12 protein-coding genes are annotated in these 14,832 nt (G+C 72.1%); 7 read left to right on the forward strand and 5 right to left on the reverse strand.

The window, feature by feature from the left end; all coding sequences use genetic code 11:
* The first annotated feature begins 30 nt into the window (after positions 1–30).
* The 4 genes from hutU (at position 31) to HUG12_RS21155 (ending at position 5,836) form a co-directional block, all read left to right on the forward strand.
* A complete protein-coding gene (gene hutU, locus HUG12_RS21140) occupies positions 31–1,770 on the forward strand; it encodes a urocanate hydratase (protein ID WP_179270871.1) in 1,740 nt (579 codons plus the stop codon).
* Positions 1,767–2,816, forward strand: coding sequence for an arginase family protein (locus tag HUG12_RS21145; RefSeq protein ID WP_179270872.1), 1,050 nt, complete (start codon positions 1,767–1,769; stop codon positions 2,814–2,816). Before hutU ends, HUG12_RS21145 begins: the two co-directional genes overlap by 4 nt.
* Positions 2,817–2,880: 64 nt before the next feature.
* Complete coding sequence (gene hutI, locus HUG12_RS21150) at positions 2,881–4,134, forward strand: imidazolonepropionase (protein WP_179270929.1); 1,254 nt, start codon at positions 2,881–2,883, stop codon at positions 4,132–4,134.
* Positions 4,127–5,836 (forward strand): HAL/PAL/TAL family ammonia-lyase, encoded by a 1,710-nt coding sequence (locus HUG12_RS21155; protein ID WP_179270873.1) that lies wholly within the window; start codon positions 4,127–4,129, stop codon positions 5,834–5,836. Before hutI ends, HUG12_RS21155 begins: the two co-directional genes overlap by 8 nt.
* A 25-nt stretch (positions 5,837–5,861) precedes the next feature.
* On the opposite strand, the gene HUG12_RS21160 is transcribed toward HUG12_RS21155, so the two are convergent.
* Complete coding sequence (locus HUG12_RS21160) at positions 5,862–7,985, reverse strand: hypothetical protein (protein ID WP_179270874.1); 2,124 nt, start codon at positions 7,983–7,985, stop codon at positions 5,862–5,864.
* Positions 7,986–8,120: 135 nt separating this feature from the next.
* Here HUG12_RS21160 and HUG12_RS21165 point away from each other — a divergent pair, with 135 nt between their 5' ends.
* Both HUG12_RS21165 and HUG12_RS21170 read left to right on the forward strand, forming a co-directional pair.
* The gene (locus HUG12_RS21165) at positions 8,121–8,963 is read left to right on the forward strand and encodes a transcriptional regulator TbsP domain-containing protein (protein ID WP_179270875.1); all 843 of its coding nucleotides are present in this window, start codon (positions 8,121–8,123) and stop codon (positions 8,961–8,963) included.
* 293 nt (positions 8,964–9,256) lie between these two features.
* Positions 9,257–9,766 (forward strand): TRAM domain-containing protein, encoded by a 510-nt coding sequence (locus HUG12_RS21170; RefSeq protein WP_179270876.1) that lies wholly within the window; start codon positions 9,257–9,259, stop codon positions 9,764–9,766.
* A gap of 64 nt (positions 9,767–9,830) precedes the next feature.
* Here the strand turns inward: HUG12_RS21170 and HUG12_RS21175 are convergent, their stop codons facing one another.
* Positions 9,831–9,989, reverse strand: a complete 159-nt coding sequence (locus tag HUG12_RS21175; RefSeq protein ID WP_179270877.1) for a hypothetical protein — start codon at positions 9,987–9,989, stop codon at positions 9,831–9,833.
* A gap of 265 nt (positions 9,990–10,254) precedes the next feature.
* Here HUG12_RS21175 and HUG12_RS21815 point away from each other — a divergent pair, with 265 nt between their 5' ends.
* A complete protein-coding gene (locus HUG12_RS21815; protein WP_246308222.1) occupies positions 10,255–11,004 on the forward strand; it encodes an SPW repeat protein in 750 nt (249 codons plus the stop codon).
* Between the two features lie 101 nt (positions 11,005–11,105).
* Here the strand turns inward: HUG12_RS21815 and HUG12_RS21185 are convergent, their stop codons facing one another.
* From HUG12_RS21185 to HUG12_RS21195, 3 genes are all read right to left on the reverse strand, one after another.
* Positions 11,106–11,375: a hypothetical protein gene (locus HUG12_RS21185; RefSeq protein WP_179270878.1), complete on the reverse strand. Its 270-nt coding sequence runs from the start codon at positions 11,373–11,375 to the stop codon at positions 11,106–11,108.
* Between the two features lie 129 nt (positions 11,376–11,504).
* Positions 11,505–12,587, reverse strand: a complete 1,083-nt coding sequence (locus tag HUG12_RS21190; RefSeq protein WP_179270879.1) for an erythromycin esterase family protein — start codon at positions 12,585–12,587, stop codon at positions 11,505–11,507.
* Between the two features lie 897 nt (positions 12,588–13,484).
* The gene (locus HUG12_RS21195; RefSeq protein ID WP_179270880.1) at positions 13,485–14,774 is read right to left on the reverse strand and encodes a Cdc6/Cdc18 family protein; all 1,290 of its coding nucleotides are present in this window, start codon (positions 14,772–14,774) and stop codon (positions 13,485–13,487) included.
* Positions 14,775–14,832 lie beyond the last annotated feature (58 nt).

The following is a 14,832-nucleotide window of genomic DNA, read 5'->3' on the forward strand; positions in this document are numbered from 1 at the left end:
GTATTGGGCCGCGGGGGCAACTAGCACGAGATGGCAGGCCAGCAGGAGCGCGGCGACGCCGCGCAGCGCATCGGCGAGCCGAGCGAGCAGTGGCGCGAGTACCGGGGCGCGCCCACCGGCACCGACATCGAGTGCGGGGGGTGGCGACAGGAAGCCGCGCTCCGCATGCTGAACAACAACCTCGACCCGGAGGTCGGCGAGGACCCGGAGAACCTCGTCGTCTACGGCGGCACCGGCCGGGCGGCCCGCTCGTGGGACGCCTACGACGCAATCCTCGACCAGCTACGGGACCTCGCGGACGACGAGACCCTCCTGGTCCAGTCCGGAAAGCCGGTCGGTCGGTTCGAGACCCACGAGATGGCCCCGCGGGTGCTCATCGCGAACTCGAACCTGGTGGGCAAGTGGGACGACTGGGAGCACTTCCACGAACTCGAGGCCGAGGGGAAGATCATGTACGGCCAGATGACCGCCGGCTCGTGGGCGTACATCGGCACGCAGGGCATCATCCAGGGCACCTACGAGACGCTCGCGGAACTCGCCCGGCGGGAGTTCGACGGGAGCCTCGCGGGTCGGACCGTCGTCACCGGCGGCCTCGGCGGGATGAGTGGCGCCCAGCCGCTCGCGGTCACGATGAACGGCGGCGTCTGCGTCGTCGCGGAGGTGAAGGGCGACCGAATCGACCGCCGAATCGGGACCGACTACCTGATGGAGCGCGCCGACGACCTCGACGAGGCGATGGCCCGCGCCGCGGAGGCCGCCGAGGCGGGCGAACCGTACAGCGTCGGCGTCGAGGCAAACGTCGTGGACGTGCTGGAGACGATGCGAGCGGAGGGGTTCGTCCCCGACGTCGTCACCGACCAGACGAGCGCCCACGACGAACTGGAGGGGTACTACCCGGCCGGCTACTCGGTCGCGGAGGCGGACGATCTCCGGGAGTCCGACCCCGAGCGGTACGTCGCGGAGAGCCTCGACACGATGGAGCGGCACGTCGACGCCATCCTGGCGATGCAGGCGGACGGCGCTGTCGCGTTCGAGTACGGAAACAACCTCCGCGGGCAGGTGCGCGAGCACCGCGGCCGCGAGGACGCGTTCGACTACCCCGGCTTCGTCCCGGCGTACATCCGCCCCATGTTCTGCCGCGGCCGCGGCCCGTTCCGGTGGGCCGCCCTCTCGGGCGACCCGGCCGACATCCACCGCACGGACGAGGCGGTGAAGGAACTGTTCCCGGACGAGGAGGCGCTCCACCGCTGGATCGACCTCGCCCAGGAGCGGGTGTCGTTCCAGGGGCTTCCCTCACGGGTCTGCTGGCTCGGCTACCAGAGCAACGAGGACGGGCTCACGGAGCGCGCCGAGTTCGCGCTCCGCATCAACGACCTCGTCGGCGAGGGGGAGATCCGGGCGCCGGTCGTCGTCACCCGCGACCACCTCGACGCCGGGTCGGTCGCCAGCCCGAACCGCGAGACCGAGTCGATGAAGGACGGCACCGACGCGGTCGCGGACTGGCCGATCCTCAACGCCCTGCTGAACTGCGCGGCCGGCGCGGACATCGTGTCGGTCCACGACGGCGGCGGCGTCGGCATCGGCAACGCGCTCCACGCGAACAACCACGTCGTCCTCGACGGCACGGATCTCGCGGCCGAGAAGGCCCGCCGGGTGTTCACCACCGACCCCGGGATGGGCGTCGTCCGCCACGCCGACGCGGGCTACGAGGACGCCGTCGACGAGGCCGAGGAATCGGACGTCACGATCCCGATGCGAGGGGGGCGATGAGCCTCCGCGCACCCCCCGACTGGCTCGGCCCGTCGGACGACCCGAACGACGTCCAGTTCGGCGACGTCGTGGAGCCGACGACGCTCGACGACGCCGGCGAGTACGACGCGGTCCTCGTCGGCGAGCCGTACGACGGCGCCGTCATCGGCCGGCCCGGGGCCGCCGAGGCGCCCGCCGCCGTCCGCGACTCGCTCGCCGGCGTGAAGGCCCACCACTACGAGACGGGTCCCGTCGCGGGCGTCGGCGACCTCGGCGACGTGCCGCTTCCCGACGACGAGGAGGACGTCGCGGCGGTCCAGGACGCGGTCGCGGAGACGACTCAGCGGGTCCACGAGGCCGACGCGTTCCCGGTGTTCCTCGGCGGCGACAACTCGCTCACGGTGGCGAACGTCCGGCCGCTGCTGGGCGGAGCCGGCGGCGGCGAGGGGCGAGGCCACCGCCGCGGGGGCGGCGCTAGCGGCGCGGATGGGGGAGGGGATGGTGGGGGAGAGGGGGGTCCAGGGGGGAGAGGGGGAGGACGGGGAGGGGGCGACGGGCGCGTCGGCGTCGTCAGCCTCGACGCCCACCTCGACTGCCGGGAGCCGACCGACGGGCCGACCAGCGGCACCCCGTACCGACGGCTGTTCGAGGCCGGCCTGGACGCGCTCTCGGTCGTCGGCGCCCGCCACTTCGAGACCTCGACCGCCTACGCCGACTTCCTCGCCGAGCGCGGCGGGACCGCGTTCACCCCGGCGGACGTGCGGGCGGACCCCTCCGGAATCGCCGCGGCCGCCGTCGAGGCGCTCGGCGACGTCGACCGCGTGTACGTCAGCCTCGACGTGGACGTGCTCGACGTCGCCGCCGCGCCGGGCGTGAGCGCGCCGACGCCCGGGGGAGTTCGGACGTCCGAACTGTATGAACTGGTTCGGAGCGTACTGCGGGACGAACGCGTCGTCGGGTTCGAGGTCGTGGAGTGTGCGCCGCCGCTGGACCGCGGCGGGCGGACGGTGGCGGCCGCCTCGCGTGCGGTCGCCCACGCGCTCGCGGGGGTGACCGCGCGTGCGTGAGGAACGAGGTTCAGGCGAGCGGGGGTCGGCCGCCGGCGCGTCCGCCGGCGACGGGCCGCGACCCGTGGACGACGGCCCGCCGGGGCTCACGGTCGTCCACGGCGCGTCGGAACTCGTCGTCGGGCCCGACGGCGGGGTCGGCGTCGAGACGATCCCGGACGGCGCGTTCGCCGCCGAGGAGGGCCGGGTCGTCACGGTCGGCGCCGCGGACGAGGTGCTGCGCGAGTACCCGGCCGAGAACGCCGACGTCGCGGTCGACGCCGACGGACGCCTCGTCGCGCCCGGGTTCGTCGACCCCCACACCCACGCCGTCTTCGCGGGCGACCGGACCGACGAGTTCGCTGCCAAACTCCGCGGGAAGTCCTACGAGGACATTCTCGCGGAGGGCGGCGGCATCCTCCGGACCGTCCGGGCCGTGCGGGAGGCCGACGAGGCGACGCTGACCGCGAACCTGCTTGACCACCTCGACGTCATGCTCGCGCACGGGACCACCACCGTCGAGGTGAAGAGCGGCTACGGGCTCTCGACCGAGTCCGAGTTGAAACTGCTCGGCGCCGTCGACGCGGCCGACGAGCGGCACCCGGTCTCGGTGGTTCCGACGTTCATGGGCGCGCACGCGGTGCCCGAGGACGACGACGCCGAGGAGTACGTCCGGGAGGTCGTCGACGAACAACTTCCGGCCGTCGCGGACCAGGGCATCGCCGAGTTCTGCGACGTGTTCTGCGAGCGCGGCGTGTTCTCGGCCGACCAGTCGCGACGTATCCTCCGCGCCGGGGCGGAGGCCGGACTGACGCCGAAGATCCACGCCGACGAGTTCGCGGACGTCGGCGCCACCGGGGTCGCCGCGGACGTCGGCGCCGCCAGCGCCGACCACCTCCTGCGGACCGACGACGAGGGTGCCGACCGCCTCGTCGACGCCGGCGTGACGCCCGTGCTCCTGCCCGGAACGGCGTTCGCGCTCGGGGAGGCGTACGCCGACGCGCGCCGGTTCCTGGACGCGGGGACGCCGGTCGCGGTCGCAACCGACTTCAACCCGAACTGCTTCGCCCGGAGCATGGGCTTCGTCGCCACGCTCGCCTGCGTCGGGATGCGCGCGACGCCGGGCGAGGTGCTCCGCGGGGCAACCCACGCGGCCGCCGCGGCGCTCGATCGGACCGACGGGACGGGGACGCTCCGATCGGGCGCGCCCGCGGACGCGGTCGTCCACGACGTGCGCGAGCACGTCGAGGTCCCGTACACCCTGGACGTGAACACCGCCGACGTCGTCCTGGCGGGCGGGAACCCCGTCGTCGGGGACGGGGGGGCCGTCCATGAGTGAGACCGCCGACGGGCGGCCCGCGGAGGTCGTCCTCGACGGCGAGTCGCTGACCCCGGAGGAGGTCGCCGCCGTCGCGCGGGACGGCGCGACCGTCCGGATCGCCGAGTCGGCGCGCGAGGCGGTCCGGGCGTCCCGCGACCGCGTCGTCGCCGCCGCCGAGTCCGGCGAGGCGGTGTACGGGCTCAACACCGGCTTCGGCCACCTCGTGGACGCTCGCATCGACCCGGAGGACGTGACGGAGCTCCAGACGAACCTCGTCCGGAGCCACGCCACCGGCGCCGGGCGACTGCTGGCGACCGAGGAGGTCCGCGGGATGATGCTCACCCGCGTCAACGCGTTAGTCAAGGGCTACTCGGGCGTCCGCGAGGTCGTCGTCGACCACCTCGTCGCGATGCTCAACGAAGGGGTCCACCCGGTCGTCCCCTCGCGGGGCAGCCTCGGGGCCAGCGGCGACCTGGCGCCGCTCGCACACGTCGCGGTCGTCCTGCTCGGCGAGGGGCGGGCGACGGTGGACGGGCGGCCGGACGGCGGATCGTGGGGCGTCGACGCGGCGGGCGCGGGCGACCGGGAGACGGCGGGCGTCGCCGGAACGAACGCGGGGGTGGACGACGGCCCGAGCGGCGGGGCGGACGAGGCGGTGCCGGGCGACGAGGCGCTCGCGGCCGCTGACCTCGACCCCCTCAGGCTCGCCCCGAAGGAGGGGCTCGCGCTCATCAACGGGACGCAGCTCACCCTCGCGGTCGCCGCCCTGCTCGTCGTCGACGCCGAGCGGGTGCTCGACGCGGCCGACGCGGCCGGCACGCTGACGACCGAGGTGACGATGTCGACGACGGCGAACTGCGACCCGGCGGTGACCGACGTCCGCCCGCACGCGGGCCAGGCGGAGAGCGCCGCGAACGTCCGTCGGTACGCGGCCGGGTCGGAGGTGATCGAGTCCCACCGGAACTGCGACCGGGTGCAGGACGCCTACTCGATACGGTGTCTCCCGCAGGTCCACGGCGCGGTCCGGGACGCCGTCGGGCACCTCCGGGAGGCCGTCGAGGTCGAACTGAACGGCGCGACCGACAACCCGCTCGTCTTCCCGTCCGACGCGGTGGCCGGCCGGGCGAGCGGGGGCGAGGACGCCGCGGTGCTCTCGGCCGGCAACTTCCACGGCGCGCCGCTGGCCCACCGGCTGGACTACGTCGCCGGCGCGCTGACGGACCTGGCGGCGATCTGCGAGCGCCGGGTCGACCGGATGCTCAACCCCGAGATCCAGGAGGAGCACCTGCCGCCGTTCCTCACCGAGCGGAGCGGCCTGCGGTCGGGCTACATGATCGCCCAGTACACCGCGGCCGCGCTCCTCAACGACTGCCGGGCGGCCGGCCGACACGCGACGGACTCGACGCCCGTCAGCGGCAACCAGGAGGACCACGTCAGCATGAGCGGCGGGGCGGCGCTCACCGCCCGGACCGTGCTCGGGAACGTCGCCACGGTCGTCGGCGTCGAACTCGTCTGCGGCGCGCAGGCCGCGGAGTTCCTCGACCCCGACCTGTCGCTCGGCGACGGCACCGCCGCGGCGTACGACGCCGTCCGCGAGGTCGTCCCGAAACTGGTCGAGGACCGGCCGCTGGACGCCGACCTGCGCGCCGGCGAGCGGCTGGTGAGCAGTGGCGCCGTTCGGGACGCGGTGGAGGCGGCGGTCGCCGGGGAGGGGGACTGAACCGAGGGCCGGCCGGTCCCGTCGGTCAGCGATGCGGGAGCGAGAGTTCGGTGTTCCAGCGGAGTTCGCCCTCGTACTCGACGAGGACCGGTTGCAGGTCGAGGAACGACTCCAGGGCGTCGGCGTCGAGAGCGAACTCCGGGGTTTCGCCGACGTTCACGAAGCACTCTGGAACGCCCGCCAAATCAAGCGTGGTAATGCTCCCGATCCCGTACTCGGGCGACCGAAACGGGCGGATTCGGACGCCGTACTCGTCGTCGCCGGCCCTTCGAACGTCCACCACGATGGGGACGCCGCCATCCCGCTGTGTCAGCGTGAAGCGCCCGTCCCCGACGACCGTGTACTGCCCGCCGACCACCGAGAGACTGCGAGCCAGCCGCATCGCGGCGCCGAACGGGAACCCGTCGTTCAGCAGCCGGGCAAGCAGCAGGCCCACGTCGACGGCGTCCCCGTTCTCCACGTCGCTCAGCGCGACCGCTCCCGCGACCGCGCCGTCCTCGACGAGTCGGACGCCCTGCCGGTACGACTGGCAGGCGTTGAGGACGAACGCGCCCACGCCGTGCTCCTCGAGCGAGGCCACGTCGAGGGTCCCGTCGGCACACTCCAGGCCCTCGGGGGTCGCGTGACCGACGAAGTGCAGCAGGTCCACCGTCTCGGCGAGGCGGTCCGCCAGTTCCGTCCGCGTCAGGTCCGTCGCGGTCCACACTGCGAGGTCGGCCGACGAGTCCCGGCCGTACACGGCCTCCACCTGCTCGACCTCGGGCGCCATCGCCGGGTCGTTCGCGACCAGCAGCACCGAGAGCGGGCCGGCGCGCGGCCGACGCGCGTGCCGGTGGACCGCCCCCTCGCGCAGGAACGTGTCCGCGCCGATCGGGATCCCGTCGCCGACGTAGACGACGTTCCCGGCGTCCGCCGGCGGGACGAGCGCGAACGTCTCCTCCTCGGCGAACACCTCGGCCGCCGAGCGGGTCGACTCCCCCGCCGCGGGGGCCGCCGGGGACCCCGGAGTCGTCGCCTGCCCGTCCTCGAGGAACGCGTTCAGCGCGACCGGCCGGGCCGCCTCGCCGCCGACGCGTTCGGGCGACCCGACGCGGACGGCGGCGAGTTCGTCGACGAACGCGGGGAGCGCGGTGACGTGTTCGGGGTCGGGTTCGACGTGCGCGCAGGTGGGCCACGGCGGGGTGACGGCCTCGACCGCCTCGTCCGGGACGTCGACGTACGCCCGCACCCGCTCGGCGAGCGGTCGCTCGTACAGGTCCGCGGGGTCCAGCGCGTCGGGCGCGGCCCCCTCGAACCGTCGGCGGAGCGATAGCTCGATTGGATAGATCCCCTCCGTCCTGACGACGCAGTCGAGCAGGAACGTCCGGGCGAGGAGGTCCGTCACCGCGTCCGCGTAGCCGGCCCCCGTCGGGAACTCGACGAGCGGATCCGACTCGTCGACGACCGAAAGCAGGGGCGACTCCCCGGGGACCGTGCGTGCGCCGAGGTAGGCTGCCAGCGGCGCCGCCGGGAACGCGTACTCCGGCGTCGGCGGGAGCGTCAACCGGAGGCCGGTGTCCGGAAGCGAGAGCCCGTCGGGCGGCCGGAACGAGTCGCCGAGTTCGACCGACGGCGGGTGGCCCCGAAGCGTCGGCCACGCGCGTTCGGGCGACCCGGTGACGAACGGGGCGCCGAGCCACTCGATCGCCCGGAGGAGGTCCGGCCCGTCGGTCGTGGTGCGGAGCGTCTCGTGGGGCTCCCGTCGGCGGGCGCGGCCCCCGACCGTGAGCGCCGTCGACCCGTCGAACGTGACCTCGGTCCGCCCGTCGACGGTGACGAGATCCAGGGAGGCGGTCGCCGTGAGGTACACCTTCAGGTCGGCGTCGACCTCGATCACGTACGCGTCGCGCGGGAGCGTCGCGTCCACGTCGAAATCGAACCGGTCCACGAACGAGTAGTCGGCCTCGCGGACGCAGATCAGCACCTCGCCGGGGAGGCTGACGCGGTCGGTGTGCACCCGGACCGCCCGTTCGACGGGGAGCGTGCCCACGTCGGGGGTGCCGGGGGCCACCGTCGCGTCCGACGGGAGGCCGACGAGCACCGACTCGGACCGGACGTTGTCGACGAGCTCGAGCCCGTCCGGCGTCCGGCCGATTCCCATCGCATCCATCACCGGCGGGTGGTCGGGGGGACCCTTGAATGGTGCGACCGTCGCGGCGGTTGCGCCGGCGAACGGGGTTCCCGAGGGCGGGTGGTCCGTCGGAAGTGGGAGGGTATTTGTGGTCGGCCCCCCGAGAGGTTGGAAATGACCCTCGAGACGGCCGCCGGGCCCCTCGACGAACTGCTTCACGCCGCCGTCGGGCGGTCGGGGGACGGGACCCTCGTCGTCTCCGGACACCAGGACGTCCTCCGCGAGGCCGTTCTCGCAGTGGCGGACGCCGGGGGGGACGCTCCCGGACGCGTTCGGCTGCTCGGGACCGAACCGGCCCTCGAGGAGGCGACCGACGACTTCCTCGTCGCCTCCAACGCCGCGGACCTCGTCCGTGACGGCTCGCTCGTGCTCCGGGCGAGCGACGAGGACTACCTCCCGGCGATGGTCGTGGGGTTCGGGGAGGGCGACGACTCGGTCACGACCGTCTCCCCGCTTCCCGGCGGCGACGCGGTGGCGGTGCGGACCGACGCCGCGGAGTCCGTGACGACCGTTCGGGAGGCGCTCGAGCGGTCGTTCGAGCGGGCAGCGCCCTACGAGGTGACCGCGCCGGGGTACGATCGCCTGCTGTCGTCGCTCGAGTCGGCCGTCGGCGACGGCGTCGGTTCCGACGTGGCGGCCGTCCTCGAGGCCGAGGTGACCGTCAGGAGCTCCGACTCGACGCTTGACGAGCTCGACACGGTGCTGCTGATGGGCGGGCGGAACGGCGCTCAGCTGTACGAGCTCTCCGCGTGGGCCGAGGAGCTCGGGCTCGCCAGTCGGGCGACGATGTCCGCGCGAAAGCGTCGGCTGGAGTCGGCCGGCCTGCTCGCGACCGAGAAGGTCAGCACGGACGTCGGGCGTCCCCGCCAGCGCCTGCTCCTCGCCGCCGAGGGGCTCCGGGACGCCCCGCCCGCGGACCTCGTCCGCGCGGCCCGGAGCGTCCTCGTCGGAGAGTGATCGGCCGGCCGGAGGGCGGCGGGTAGCCGGCGGGGACGCGACGGGGGCGGCAGGAACGCGAACGGGGAGCGGGACGCCTGCCGCGCACGGAATCCCCCGAGCGCTGCCGGTGGGCGACGATTTATGCGCCGACGACGACGCCCGTTTCCCGTGACCGACTCCCCGCCCCCCACCGACCGCCGGCCCGTCACGGAGACCCTCCACGGCCACGAGGTCGCGGACCCGTCGCGACGGGAGCGACCGGTACACTCAAGTCGATTTTGGCCCGATTCCACCCGAACAGGGACCTACTGATGGATGTTTCCGAGGAGATACGCTGCTTGTTCGCCGCCAGAGTGGAGGAACGCCGCGACTCGTTCGTCGTCGAGGTGCCGAAACGGGAGGTGGAGATCGGGGACGTGGAGGTCGGGGAGGTGTACCGCGTCCCGTTGCTCGCCGCACGCGACGCGTCCGGGGCCGGAAGCGGAGGGGACGCTGCCGGAGGGGAACCCGGGCGGACGTCGGCCGGGGGCGACGGATCGAACTCCGGCCGAACGGCGGAGTGGTCGGCCGGACGCGACTCCGGTCGGGGGGCAGGTCGGTCGGGGGGCGCGCCAGACCAGCCCGTCGAGGTGGGCGAACGGCGCACCGTCGAGATCGAGGACATCGGCGAGCAGGGCGACGGGATCGCCCGCGTCGACCGGGGGTTCGTCGTCATCGTCCCCGACACCGAGGTGAGCGAACGCGTCACCATCGAGATCACGGACGTCGGGGGGACGGTCGGGTTCGGCGAGGTCGTCGAGCGGAAGGACTACTACGAGTGAGTCGGGGACCCGTTCCGCGCGCCGTCGGCGAGCCCCGCCCCGGGTCGGTGGAACGTCGCCGCGGCTACTCGTGGCTGTGGACGTTGGTGCTCCCGCACTCCGGGCACCGCGTGAGCGTCCCCAGCGGCGGGTGAGCGACCCGGTCCCACGCCTCGCCTACCGGGGCCGCGAACCCACAGCCGAGACAGGTCAACCGCGTCGCGTCGACGGATTCGTCGGCCATCGACTGCTTCCACTCACGCACGGGTAAAAGAAGTTTCCCGGGAATCGTGCCGCCCGAGAATCGTGCCGCCCGAGGAACCCTGCTCCCCGGGGGAGTCGTGCCGGCGATCGGGGGTACCCGGCGGCGAGGGATACACGAAACCGGCGTGTGGGACGGGCGTATCGAACTGGTACGCACGCGCGGACGATCGGCCAACGTTTCCGTTACCTGCAAAGGAAGGCAGGGTACCCATGCCGTCGACGGTCGAACTTGCTCCGGAGGCACCATGAGCGAACGCGACAGGAACGACGAACGCGATAGAACCGTGGACGGCTCCGGCCGGGGGGTGGACGACGACCGCTCCCCGTCGCGCGATCCGAACGTGACCGGCGAGCGCGACCCGGCCGAGGGTCGGGACAGGGCCGGCGAGGGCGACGTCGCCGGCAGCCGGAACACGACCCACGAACGGGACGTGACCGATGACCCCGACCGGACTGGCGGTTCCAGCACGTCCGGGAGCGCTGGCCGGACCGGCGACCGGGACCCCGCCGCCGGCTCGACGACGACCGACGACCCCGACGTGGCGGACGACGCCGCCACGGCCGACGACCCCGGTATGGGGGGCGACCCCGACACGACCGGCGGGTACGACGCGAACCCCGGCGGGCGCGGCAAGTGGATCTCGGCGATCATCGGCCTCCTCGGGCTCTGGATGATCCTCCAGGCCGTCCTGTTCGAACTCACGCCGGGACAGTTCTGGAACGACGTCATCGTGGGCGCGCTCCTGCTCGCGGTCGGCGGGTACAACTACTACCGCCGCGCGGACGAGCGCCTGGGGAACATCGGCGCCGCCGCGCTCGCAGCGCTGATCGGCCTGTGGCTCGTCGCGTCCCCGTTCGTCTTCGGGGCCGGCGACACGGCGAGCGGGTTCGCCTTCTGGAACGACGTCCTCGTCGGCCTGTCGGCGCTCGTTCTCGGCGCCTACAGCGCCTACAAGGGCCGCTCCCGGCGCCGTGCGACGGCCAGAACCGCGTGAGGTGATGAACGGCCGGGCGGTCGGCCCGTCCGCCTTTCCGTTTTTTTTTTTTCGCGCAATCGACCCCCGAGAAACGTTCTACCGACGGCGTTCGGGGCGCGTCACCAGTCGCTCGCGAGGTCGCGCGACATCGTCTCGCGCCGGTAGGCGGCGACGTGGTACCTCGTGATCAGTACCGAGTACGCCGTCACTAGCACCGAGAAGAGGCCGATGTACGGAAGCGAGCCGTCGTGAACGAGCCCGTTCACCAGTTGGAGTAGCGCGAACGCCGGGAGGCCGAAGGTGAAGATGCCGGTTCGCACGGGGAACTCGCTGGCCATCCGCAGGAACGTCTCCCTCTCGTCCGCCGCGTGTGTGCCCGGTATGCTCATCGTATCTGCTCTTGTAGAGTGCCTACCGAGCACAGGTATAGGGGCTTCGAAACTGGGCGACCGACCGTGCCGTCGCCGAGCCCGGCAGGTGGTCGCCGACGGTCGACTGCCGTCGGCGGTCGACGGCGATTACAGCCCCGTCGGGAACAGTTCGGGGACGCGGTCGCGGTCAGGGTGGACTTCGACCGGGTGAAGCGCCGTCGTCCGGTCGAGATGCACGAGCGCGTCGTACCGGTCGGGAAGGTCCGTCGGGACGTAGTTCCCGACCTCCCGGTCCGGGTGGTAGACGACGCCGATGGCCCGGTGGCCGCGGGGTTCCGCGAGCCGGTCGTCCTCGTCGACGGCGTCGGTGAGGAGGAGCCGATCCGCCCCGCCCGCGCGACGGAAGACGTCCTCGAGGCTCCCCTCGACCGCCGCCGGAACGGTCATCTCCTCCGTCGGCGCGCCCCACTCGTCGCCGGCGACGGCGCTCCCGGCGTGGGAACCGAATCCGACCAGTTCGACGTCCTCCGGGGGGTTGTCCTCCCGGACGAGTTGCCCGACGTTGAGCCGACCCCTCGCCTCCATGTCGGTCGCCCGAGCGTCGCCGACGTGGGTGTTGAGCGCCCAGACGACCGCCTTCGCGTCCCCGCCGTATGGTTCGAAACACCGGTACGCCTCCCGGGCGTGCTCGGCCGCCTCCGGGTCCTCGTCCGACAGGTAATCGACGACCGCTCCCATCGACTCGAACAGGCCGTACACGTGGAGCCCGTAGACGCCGACCGCGTCGGACGGTCCCCGTTCGTGCTCGGACGACTCCCGGTTGTGCCGTTCGAGCCACTCCAGGAACTGCGCGGTCTCCCAGTTGGCCCACATCCACGTCGGCCAGCGATCGAACGAGTCGAGGACCTCCCGGACGGTCCCGTCCGCGCCCGGCAGGCCCTTCACGAGGCGGTTCGGCTCGTAACGGCTCGTCCAGTCGCCCTCGACGGCGACGAAGTCGAAACCGTGGTCCCGAACGAGGCGTGCGGTCAGGTGCGCGCGCCACCGGTAGGACTCCGAGGTCCCGTGGGGCGCCTCTCCGAGGAGGACGAACCGCGCGTCGGCGCACCGATCGAGGAGCGCGTCCGCGTCGGCCGGCCCGTCGACCCGCATCGCGTACCGTTCGACCTCCCGTGCGGCCCGATCGACGGCTCCCGGTTCGTTCCGGGTGGTGCGGTCGCTCAGCGACATCCGTGTGAACGGATGGCACGTGGACGGGGTAAGTACTGGCGGCTCGGCCGTCGACGTGGCCACCCGTTCGCCCTCGAGCCGTCCACTCCGAGCGTGAACGACCACGGCCGGGCGGCGAGGACGGTCGAAAAAATCCCGGCGAAGTGTCCGTGGCTTCCCTCGGGGTCCCGCTGGACCGCGTGGGAACCGGGTACAGCGTCTCCGGGTGAGCGGAGTTCGAAAGGTGCCGGATGGGGTGGATGCCGGGTTCGGCACCTGGTGTGGGGTCGTCGACGGTACAGGGGGGAACGACCGTCGAATCTCGCTCCGCAGGTCGCCACCGAGCCCTCGGGTGATCGCGTCGCGTTCCGGGCCAGGCACGCGACGCCCTCCGACGGCCGGTAGCAACTACTCGTACACGGGATTCTTCCATTGTTATTCAGGTGGTACCAGAACGTAAGCAGTACCCATAGCCGGGGGCGTTTCCCGCCGGGAGACCCCACGGTCGGTCCCGCGCGTTCGGTCGGCCCGCCGATGCCGGCGACGGGGACACCGGTTTGCGAGTGCTCGGCCGACGTCGATAGCGCGCGGATCGACGATCGCGAACCTGCGGAGCACTCGCAAACCGGTGTGTGTTCCCGGCGAGCGCGTCCGTTCCTGTTGGCGATTCTACCCGACACACCGGTTTGCGAGTGCTCGCGCCGGCGCTGTCTCGAGTAGGGGATCCGTACCGGGAGATAATCGATCGCTACCGTCCGGTAAGCACTCGAAAACTGGTGTGTCCGGAGCCCCTTCGTCCCGGCCCCATACCGGAGTACGGAGTGTGGCTCGCCGAGCACGGCCCACCGTCCGTCGGGTACGGCCCGCGGTTCGCCGAAGGACGGAACTCGGAGAAACGTGGAGCGGCCGCCGGGCCCGTCAGTCCTCCGAGAGACCCGCCCGAACCAGAATGCTGTCGAGGTCGAGTTCGACGTCGGCGGTCGGGAGTTCGGAACTGTCGATCGCGTCCTCGACCTGCCTGACGGTGAGCGCCTCCGAGAGCTCGTAGGTGTTGTACTGGCCGCCGCGGAGCCCCTCGTTGTTCTGGAACGACTGGAGGAACCCCAGCATGTCGAGCCGGGTGAGGTGGTTGTACATCCCCCGCTGGCTCAGTGGGTCGTCGCCGGCCGCCGAGGCGAGCTGCTCGTAGATGGCGTGGATGGCCTTCGTCCGGACCGGCGTCCGGCCGTCCGTCTCCAGCCTGGCGACCGCGTCGATGATGAGCTGTTTGTGCTGGTCCTGGTCGATGATGGACTCGACCATGTCGCCGTAGTCGAGTTCCTCCTTCGCGGCGTACACGTCGCTCGGCTTGATCGGCATGTTCCCGACGTTCTCGGCGTGTTCGGCGGCCTGCTTCAGCAGGTCCATCGCGCGCCGGGCGCTCCCCGAGGAGTTGCGCATCGCGAGCGCGGCACACAGCGACAGCACCTCCTTGTCGTACGTCTCGTCGTGGAGCGCGTTGTTCGCGCGGGCGGCGATGATCTCCTCGAGTTCGTCGGCGCTGTAGGCGGGGAACTTGATCTCCGTCTCACAGAGCGTGTCGCGGACCTTCGGCGAGAGGTTCGACCGGAAGGTGTAGTCGTTGCTGATGCCGATGAGACCGATCCGCGTGTCCTCGACGTAGCCGATGTCGCGGGCCCGCGGGAGGTCGTACAGCAGCGTGTCGCTCTCGCCGACGCGATCGACCTCGTCGAGCACGATGAGCACGGTGCCGCCGATCTCGTCGAGCTCCTCGTACAGCATCGAGTACACCTCGCGGGAGGCGTAGCCGGTCGAGGCGATCTGGTCGTCGCGGAACTCGTTGACCAGCGCGATCGCCACTTGGTAGGACGAGGCCGTGCCGTCCGAGGGCGCGATGTTCTGACAGTTGATGCGGACGTGGGTGAACGTGCGCTGCTCGTCCGGTCCGCGGTCGGCGTTGCGCTCGCGGATGTCCCCCTCCAGTTCGCGCAGGAGGTACTTCGTGGCCGCGGTCTTCCCGACCCCGGTGTCACCGTAGAGGAAGGCGTTCCGCGGCGGTCGGCCCTTGTACACGGGTTTGAGCGCGTTCACGTAGTCCTGCATCACGTCGTCGCGGCACAGGATCTTCTCGGGGGTGTGCTCCTCCGTGAAGAGGTCGGCGTCGCGGATGATCTCCACGTCGTCCTCGAAGATGGAGTTCGACCCCATTGGAAACGGTGTCGTGGACCGGGGGGATAAAGCTAGGCTTTCGAGTGCTTTCCAGTGC

Origin of the sequence: Halorarum salinum (assembly GCF_013402875.1) — an archaeon.
In the GTDB taxonomy this organism is placed as follows: domain Archaea; phylum Halobacteriota; class Halobacteria; order Halobacteriales; family Haloferacaceae; genus Halorarum; species Halorarum salinum.

Bases quoted from the DNA above. Each gene is read 5' to 3' on its own strand.
- HUG12_RS21195 (WP_179270880.1), bottom strand. From the start codon at position 14,774: ATGGGGTCGAACTCCATCTTCGAGGACGACGTGGAGATCATCCGCGAC.
- hutU (WP_179270871.1), top strand. From the start codon at position 31: ATGGCAGGCCAGCAGGAGCGCGGCGACGCCGCGCAGCGCATCGGCGAG.
- HUG12_RS21170 (WP_179270876.1), top strand. From the start codon at position 9,257: ATGGATGTTTCCGAGGAGATACGCTGCTTGTTCGCCGCCAGAGTGGAG.
- HUG12_RS21145 (WP_179270872.1), top strand. From the start codon at position 1,767: ATGAGCCTCCGCGCACCCCCCGACTGGCTCGGCCCGTCGGACGACCCG.
- HUG12_RS21185 (WP_179270878.1), bottom strand. From the start codon at position 11,375: ATGAGCATACCGGGCACACACGCGGCGGACGAGAGGGAGACGTTCCTG.
- HUG12_RS21190 (WP_179270879.1), bottom strand. From the start codon at position 12,587: ATGTCGCTGAGCGACCGCACCACCCGGAACGAACCGGGAGCCGTCGAT.
- HUG12_RS21165 (WP_179270875.1), top strand. From the start codon at position 8,121: ATGACCCTCGAGACGGCCGCCGGGCCCCTCGACGAACTGCTTCACGCC.
- HUG12_RS21160 (WP_179270874.1), bottom strand. From the start codon at position 7,985: ATGGATGCGATGGGAATCGGCCGGACGCCGGACGGGCTCGAGCTCGTC.
- HUG12_RS21815 (WP_246308222.1), top strand. From the start codon at position 10,255: ATGAGCGAACGCGACAGGAACGACGAACGCGATAGAACCGTGGACGGC.
- HUG12_RS21175 (WP_179270877.1), bottom strand. From the start codon at position 9,989: ATGGCCGACGAATCCGTCGACGCGACGCGGTTGACCTGTCTCGGCTGT.
- HUG12_RS21155 (WP_179270873.1), top strand. From the start codon at position 4,127: ATGAGTGAGACCGCCGACGGGCGGCCCGCGGAGGTCGTCCTCGACGGC.